The following is a 7,499-nucleotide window of genomic DNA, read 5'->3' as shown; positions in this document are numbered from 1 at the left end:
GCCACCGGAGTGGGAGTGGGTGTTGGTGCCGGAGTTGGAGTAGGCGTTGCCACCGGAGTGGGAGTGGGTGTTGGTGCCGGAGTTGGAGTAAGTGTCGCCACCGGAGTGGGGGCGGGCTCGAGGGTAGGTGTTGGGGTGACTGCGGCGGTAGGGATCGGCTCCGGCTCTTCCTGGGTATCGCGGGTTGCTGGGCGCGGCCAGAGCCAAAAGGCGGCCAACAAAGCCACAGCGCCTCCCCCAGCCAAGACCCACTTCAGGCTGCTGCCAGAAGGCTGGAGAACCGTTGGGGGGGCAGCTTGCGGCAGAGGGCGGGTGCGGGGAGTATCCGTTCGTGGTGGGACGGGGGGATCCTGAGGGGGAGTAGCCGGGCGGGTGTTGCTGGCTGGGATGACTGTAGAGGGGGTTTTGGGAGTTTCGCCTGCAGCTTGAGAGGAGGGATCCGGTGCAGCTTCTGCCGAGGTAGTTGAGGGGAGAGGTTCCTGCCCGGCGACGTAGTAGGGGATCCCTGCACCTGGGGGAGAGACCGGCTCATCTTCAATGAGATCCAGATCCTCATCGCGGATATCTTCAAAGGCTCCAGCAGTCGATCCTGTATTGCCGGTGGTTGCGAGCGGCAGCCTGGGATCGGAAGAGGATGGAGCCTCGTTTTGAGCCTTGGCACCGCCGGTGGGAAGAATCACGGTACTGGCCTGGCTGCTGGAGAGTTGAGTGGCTACCGTCAGCTCATAGGCTTGCAGCAGCCGCTCCCCTAGCTCCTGCATCGTCTGCGGCCGCTCGTCGGGGTTTTTCTTGAGGCAATCCATCACCACTGCTGCCAAGGCGGGCGGGATCGGCTGCGGGGTTGTCTCCGGGTTGATCTCAAGGGGGCTTTCGTAGCAATGGGCGTGGATCCAACTGTGCAGAGAGTCGGTTTCCAATTGAAAGGGCATGGATCCCGTCAGCATCTCGTAGAGCACCACCCCCAGGGAGTAGATGTCTGAGCGGGCATCCAGAGACTTGCCCCGTATCTGTTCAGGAGAGGCGTAGCGAGCGGTGCCGATAAATCCGCCCCCCTTTTGGGTGCCCAGGCTAAGGGTGTGATCCGCCAAGGTTTTGGCTACGCCGAAGTCGAGGATTTTCAGTTGCGACGTGAGCTGGCCATCTCGAAAAACCCGCTCAACAAACAGGTTGCTGGGCTTGATGTCGCGGTGAATGACGCCCCGAATCTCACGGCCCTCGACCTTGGCTTGAAATGTATGAGCAAAGTGCAGCCCCTCACAGGCCTGCAGGGCCAGCCGAAGGGCTTGCCGGAGCGGCAGAGCCCCTTTTTCTCGAATCAGCTTGCCCAGATCCTGCCCCTTGAGGTACTCCATCACCAAGTAGGCCTGCTCCCCCTCTTGGCCGTGATCCAAGACTTTGACGATGCGGGGATGCTGGCCCAGAAGGGTGCTGACGCGGATCTCTTCGGCAAAGCGGCGACGCAGATCGGTCTGGGCGTCACCCCGGCTCAGCAGCATAGGGGCATGCAGGATCTTAACAGCCACCTCTTGGCGGTTGTTGTGCAAGTCCAAAGCGCGGAAGACGGATCCCATGCCGCCGCCACCGATTTCTTGAATCAGTTGGTAGCGGCCACCCAAAATGCGATTGGTGAGATCGGGGGCCATAGGTTTGCAGGTGCAGCGAAGAAGCAGCTTGGGCAGGGATGTCCATACGATAAACCAATTGCTGGAGTTTATACCCGCTCATTTCCCCGTCCAACTCAAGGATCCCAATCTTTGACGCTCTGGGAACTCTGCGCCGCTCAAGCCCTCACCCCCGGCCCCTCTGCCCTCACCCCCAACCCCTCTCCCAGAGGCCCTCACCCCCAACCCCTCTCCCAGAGGGAGAGGGGAGTTGGAGCGGCGCGTTTGCGGCAGCGCTGCCTAGCAATAACGACGCGACGAGCCGTTTTTTACTGCTATTTGGAATGACTATTTAGAGATTTTTTTAAGGATCCCCAGTAAATGTGAAAAAAGTGAAAGGGAATGCTTGGGGAAATGAGGCCTTCTGGGCAACCTTCAGCCCCAAGAGGGATGATCGGAAGGGATCTCTGGGCGAGGGCTTATGGACTTGGGCTTGGTGGTGATCGCCTACAAGGAGGGGGATCGGGAGAGCAAAGCCGCCTGTCAATTGTGTGCGGAGCAATTGCGTCGGCGCGGTGTTACGGTGCTGACCGCTCCCACCGGCTTGCACCACAACCCCTACCCGGTCTTTTTGGAGGCCACTTCGGATCCCATCGATCTGGTGGTGGTGCTGGGGGGAGATGGGTCGGTGTTGGCGGCGGCCCGCCACCTGGCCCCGCACGGGATCCCGATTTTGCCCATTCAGTCGGGGGGCAGGCTGGGGTTTTTGGCCCAGTCGGAGCGGGTGCTGCATCAGGATCCCTGGGATCGCATCCAGGCAGGAGACTTTGTTCTGCAAGCCCGCATGATGTTGCAGGCCCAGATTTGGGAGCAAGCGCAATTGGGGCAGGGAGCTATCCCTGGGGAGGGCAAGCGGCAGGGCCGCCCGGTCAGCGAAGTCTACTACGCCCTCAACGAAATGTGCCTCAAGCCCATCAACCGGGAACGCCTGCCCGCCGCCATCATGGAAATCGAAGTCAATGGCGAGATTTTGGATCAGTACCACGGGGATGGCGTGCTGGTGGCCACGCCAACGGGATCCACTTCCTACACTTTGGCAGCCAATGGCCCCATCCTGGAGCCTACCTTTGAGGCCATCATCATCACTCCCATTTGTCCCCTCAGCTTGTCCAGCCGGCCCATTGTTATCAGCGGCACAGCCACGGTGGAGATCTGGCCCCTTGCCGATCCGGAAGGGCTGACCCGCCTCTGGACTGATGGTGTCTTGGCTCAATCGGTCAACCCCGGCCAGTGGGTGCAAATTCAACGGGCTCCCCTGCCGGCCAAGCTGATGATCCTAGAAAAAGACCTCTCCTACTTCCGCACCCTGCGAGAAAAGCTGCAGTGGGCCGGCAGCCGCATCTACATCCCCACCACCAACCACCGCCCCGAGGGGGGATAAAGGGATCTTAAAGTTGGGGAGCTAGAGTAGCGGAGTTTAACTCCCCTGGAATCTTCTCCCATGAGCCTCAGACTGTACCTACTCAGACACGGGGAAACCCCCTACAGCCGTTCCGGTAGCTTTTGTGGCGCCCTCGATCCCGACCTCACCCCCGAAGGCCAGCAGATGGCAGAAGCTTTTGCCGCCGCCTATGCCGGGATCCCTTGGCAGGCCCTCTACGTCAGCCCGATGCGGCGCACCTTGGCTACTCTCAGGCCGCTGGCAGAGAAGACGGGGTTGGAGATGCAGATTCGAGAGGGCTTGAGGGAAATCCACTACGGTGAGTGGGAGGGCAAAACCCACGCCGAGGCCCGCGAAGCCCATCCCGAAACCTACTGGCGCTGGATGACCGAGCCGGCCTGGAACGCTCCTCCAGGCGGCGAAACCGCCGTGCAAATTGCCAACCGCGCCCTGCCGGTTGTGGCGGAGATCGAAGCAAAATGGTCGGATGGCAACGTCTTGATCGTCTCCCACAAGGCCACCATTCGGATTCTTCTCTGCAGCCTGCTGGGCATTGACCTGGGCCGCTACCGGGATCGTATCGAGGTTTTGGCTGCCTCGGTCAGCGTGGTCAAGTTCGACCGCTATGGGCCCCTGCTGGAAAGTTTGGGAGAACGCAGCTATTTGCCGCCTGATCTGCGGCAAAGGTCAGGCACCTAAAAGTTTAGAATTACTAGAATCTTTTGGGCTTTTTTTGAACAAGCGACCATGGGCAAAAAACTGGGCTTGGCACTGGGCAGTGGCGGAGCGAGGGGATGGGCCCATATTGGCGTGATCCGGGCGCTAGAACAGGCCGGGATCCCGATCGATTACATTGCCGGGACGAGCATCGGCGCCTTCGTCGGAGCCATTTACGCCGCAGGTGAACTGGATGAGCTAGAGGACTTTGTGCGGGAGCTCAACTGGAAGATGATCCTGTCTTTATTTGATGTAGTCTTTCCCACCTGTGGCCTTCTGGAGGGCAACAAAATCTACGAGCTACTGACGGAACATTTGCAAGAGCTGTGCATTGAAGAGGCCGGGATCCCTTTTTGTTGCGTGGCTACAGATTTGATTACAGGCCAAGAGGTGCTGTTGCGGTCCGGCAAAATGGCCGATGCGGTGCGGGCCAGCATCTCCATCCCCGGCATTTTCACTCCTTTTCAGCACGAAGGTCGCTACCTCAGCGATGGGGGCATTGTCAACCCGGTGCCGGTACGGGTGGTGCGGGAAATGGGCGCCGAGGTTGTCTTGGCGGTCAACCTCAACCACGTGGATCCTGCGGATGTGGAGCCGGAGGTAGAGGAAACGGAGGTAGAAGAAACTTTTCAAAGACGCCGGCGCTTCAATGCCGAAGGAGAGGTGATCGAGGAGGAAACCAGCTTCATCACCCGCATCCGCAAACGGTACCAATCTCTACAACAAGCGATCCAGGAAAAAATTAGTCAATGGTTTCCAGACGAGCCTTCTGGCCCCAACATTTTTGACATTATCGGCAGAACTTTGAACATCATGGAGCAAATGGTAACCCACAGCATTTTGGCCGAACATCCACCGGACTTACTGTTACAACCTAAGCTCAGCCAATACAGCATCTTCGATTTCCACCAGGCAGATGCCATTATTCGAGAAGGCTATCGGCAAATGCGACGGGCCATTCCAGAATTGCGCCAAAAGCTGGAGCAGTGAACCAACACTTTTCCAGCGGTTCAACCTAAAGCTTTAAAGGGATCCGCGGCTCAAGCTTTACCAAACGCTCCTCGACGGATCCCGCTATCAAAATGGGTCTGAAGTTCACTCGATTGGAATAAATTGCAACAGCAATCCTGGGTGGATGAGATAGCCCGGGGCAGATTTTCCATCCTGGTCGGGATGGGCCAGCAGCACACAGCGATCGTGGGGGGTGAGGTTAAACCCGACAGAGGGATCAGGCTCTCTTTTCAGTTGAGAGTTGAGTTTGGGATCCCCGACAAAGGTTAGTTGGGCCAACAGAGTTAACAGCCGGTCTTGGTGGGCCAGATCCGCCGCAAAAGCAGTCCGCTCCTGCAAGGTGGCCAGCGCCACCGGGTGGCCTTCCCGAATCAAATAGGTGAGGATCCCGGCACAGCGCTCTACGGCTCGCTCCAGCTTGTTGCGATGGGCTTCAGGGCTTTCTCCCCGCGGCTGCCAGCGATTTTCAAAGCAGAGGACGATGGCCTGGGAACGGGGGCGCTCCAGCTCCCGCACAACCAGTTGATCCCGTTTGGCGGAGATCTTCCAGTGCACCGAGCGCACATCATCTTGGGGACGATAGGGCCGCAGGCTAAGGTAGTCCCCCTCCTGGCCGGCCTGAGGGCGCAACTGGCTGCCGCCGCTCAATTGTTCCCACAGCACCAGGTTTTGGACAGGGGCAGGCCGAGGAAACACGATCACCGTCTGCGGGTCCTCGATTTCCACCGCCTTGCGGAAGAGTTCAAAGGGAAAGCTGGTGGCAATCTCAAAACCCTGCAGCCGCCACACCCCTCGCCTTGAAAAGGTGTGTTGATAGAAAGTATCCAGCTTGGCGCCCGGATCCAGGCGCAAAACATAGCTGGAAGGCCAATCTGCCCGCTTCAGCCCCTCGATGCGTTCGCTCACCTGCAGCGAAAAACTGGGCAGGCGTCGCTTGCGATTGACCAGCGTCAGCCCCACCAAGACCGGCTGGCCGGCAAAGATGCGGCTGGGCAACTGCCGGCTCACCTCTAGATCTTTGAGGGTGAGGTCGGAGAGGAGGCCGCTGAGGAGAATGAGGCTGAGCAGCATCCCCAGCACCAGGTATAGGGGATTGTTGCCGGTGTTGAAGGCGGCAATACTCACCAAGAGGGTGATCCCAACAAACCGACCCCCGATGCGGGTAAAGCGGAAGCGGCGCAGAAAACGAACGCGCTGTTTCGATGGCAGCTTTGCAGAAACAGCTCCTGGTCGGGGAGACCATTGAAATAACGGAAATAGTTGAGGTAGTCTTCGGCTGAGCTTCAATAACACCTGAGCTCCCTCCTCAGCGTTCGGAGCCGCTAGGGTTCTTCTGACAAGATTTCGGCAATGGCTACAGCCACCCGCTCCTGCTGCCGGAGAGTTAATTCAGGAAAACAGGGCAGGGACAACACTTGAGCGGCACAGAGTTCGGCATTGGGCAAATCCCCAGGTTTGTACCCCAACTTTTTGCGGTACACCGGCTGCAGATGCAGGGGGATGGGGTAGTAAACGCGGCTGGCAATGCCCCGCTCCTGCAACTGCCGTTGCACAGCATCGCGCCGCCGTGAGTCGGTTGGGTGGGAGCCAGGCACCCGCACCGTGTACTGGTGCCACACCGAGTTGCCCCCCACCGCCACCTGGGGCAGGATCAGGCCAGGGATCCCGTGCAACAGGCGGTGATAGGACTCGGCAATCCCCTGTCGCCGCCAGTTCCACTCCCGCAGGTGGGACAACTTAACCGACAGGATCACCGCCTGCAGCGCATCCAGACGGCTGTTGAGGCCAATATACTCGTGCTGGTATTGATGGGTCTGGCCGTGTTCTTTGAGGATGCGCACCTGGCGAGCCAAGTGGGCATCCCGGGTCACCACCGCCCCCCCATCCCCTGCTGCCCCCAAGTTCTTGGTGGGAAAAAAGCTGAAGCAGCCGAGATCGCCCCAGGTGCCCACCGGCCTGCCCCCCCAACAAGCTCCCACCGCCTGGGCGCAATCTTCTATCACCGCCAGCCCATGTCGGCGGGCAATGGCGACAATCTCGGTCAGGTTGGCCGCCTGACCGAACAGATGCACCACCACCACCGCCCTGGTGCAGGGGGAGATGCTCTTTTCCAGAAGCTGCGGATCCAGGTTGAAAGTACAGGGATCCACATCCACAAACACCGGACGCGCCCCCACCAAGTCGATGGCCTCGGCAGAGGCAAAAAAGCTAAAGGCAGTGGTGATGACCTCATCGCCCGCTTGGATGCCCAAAGCCCGCAGAGCCAGCACCAGAGCATCGGTGCCGGAATTGCAGCCGACAGTCTCCAGATCCCCGCCGCCCAAAAACTGGGAGAAGAGCTCCTCAAAGCGCCGCACCGCCCCGCCGCCGATGTACTGCCCCGAGGCCAGCAACGCTTCCACCTGGGGCAGCAGGTCGGCAGCCAGAGCGCGGTATTGCAACGTCAAATCCAGCAGCGGGATCGGCTCATCCATGGTGGGGGGGGGGTAGCGGCCACAGCCCATCATCGAGGATAAGAGCCGAGGAAGACAACGCTCTGGTTCAAAATGGGGCTTTTTGTAGCTTCGTTGCTGAGAAAGCTGCTGGGATCCCAGCCCCGCCCCGACTTGATCCCCATCTGAGCTAGAGTAAACGCGGGCCAGGGAACCGGTAGGCTGGATACAGCTATCGACAGGATGCTTTATGGAGATGGCTTTTCGAGACGCGGCTTTGGCCCCCCGCATTTTGGC

Annotated in this window: 6 protein-coding genes; 3 read left to right on the top strand and 3 right to left on the bottom strand. The window is 59.5% G+C overall.

The window, feature by feature from the left end:
• Positions 1–1,643, bottom strand: a 1,643-nt coding sequence (locus NW826_RS00030; RefSeq protein ID WP_414509122.1) for a serine/threonine protein kinase, incomplete at its 3' end; no start/stop codon positions are given.
• Positions 1,644–2,082: 439 nt separating this feature from the next.
• On the opposite strand from NW826_RS00030, the gene NW826_RS00025 reads away from it, so the two are divergent.
• From NW826_RS00025 to NW826_RS00015, 3 genes are read left to right on the top strand one after another with little or no spacing between them, the layout of a single operon-like run.
• On the top strand, positions 2,083–3,042 hold the full coding sequence (locus NW826_RS00025) for an NAD(+) kinase (RefSeq protein ID WP_414509121.1): 960 nt from the start codon (positions 2,083–2,085) through the stop codon (positions 3,040–3,042).
• Positions 3,043–3,102: 60 nt separating this feature from the next.
• Positions 3,103–3,741: a histidine phosphatase family protein gene (locus NW826_RS00020; protein WP_414509120.1), complete on the top strand. Its 639-nt coding sequence runs from the start codon at positions 3,103–3,105 to the stop codon at positions 3,739–3,741.
• 48 nt (positions 3,742–3,789) lie between these two features.
• Positions 3,790–4,749, top strand: a complete 960-nt coding sequence (locus NW826_RS00015; RefSeq protein ID WP_414509119.1) for a patatin-like phospholipase family protein — start codon at positions 3,790–3,792, stop codon at positions 4,747–4,749.
• A 105-nt stretch (positions 4,750–4,854) separates the two neighbouring features.
• On the opposite strand, the gene NW826_RS00010 is transcribed toward NW826_RS00015, so the two are convergent.
• Both NW826_RS00010 and NW826_RS00005 read right to left on the bottom strand, forming a co-directional pair.
• Positions 4,855–5,895, bottom strand: coding sequence for a DUF58 domain-containing protein (locus NW826_RS00010; protein WP_414509118.1), 1,041 nt, complete (start codon positions 5,893–5,895; stop codon positions 4,855–4,857).
• Positions 5,896–6,092: 197 nt separating this feature from the next.
• A complete protein-coding gene (locus tag NW826_RS00005) occupies positions 6,093–7,244 on the bottom strand; it encodes a DegT/DnrJ/EryC1/StrS family aminotransferase (protein ID WP_414338928.1) in 1,152 nt (383 codons plus the stop codon).
• Between the last annotated feature and the right edge of the window lie 255 nt (positions 7,245–7,499).

The organism is Synechococcus sp. OH20, assembly GCF_047502685.1.
GTDB lineage: Bacteria > Cyanobacteriota > Cyanobacteriia > Thermostichales > Thermostichaceae > Thermostichus.
This window is presented reverse-complemented; position numbering and strand designations above follow the sequence as displayed.

What these genes read in the sequence shown, in the direction of transcription:
- NW826_RS00025 (WP_414509121.1), top strand. Translation starts at nt 2,083, where the DNA reads ATGGACTTGGGCTTGGTGGTGATCGCCTACAAGGAGGGGGATCGGGAG.
- NW826_RS00020 (WP_414509120.1), top strand. Translation starts at nt 3,103, where the DNA reads ATGAGCCTCAGACTGTACCTACTCAGACACGGGGAAACCCCCTACAGC.
- NW826_RS00015 (WP_414509119.1), top strand. Translation starts at nt 3,790, where the DNA reads ATGGGCAAAAAACTGGGCTTGGCACTGGGCAGTGGCGGAGCGAGGGGA.
- NW826_RS00005 (WP_414338928.1), bottom strand. Translation starts at nt 7,244, where the DNA reads ATGGATGAGCCGATCCCGCTGCTGGATTTGACGTTGCAATACCGCGCT.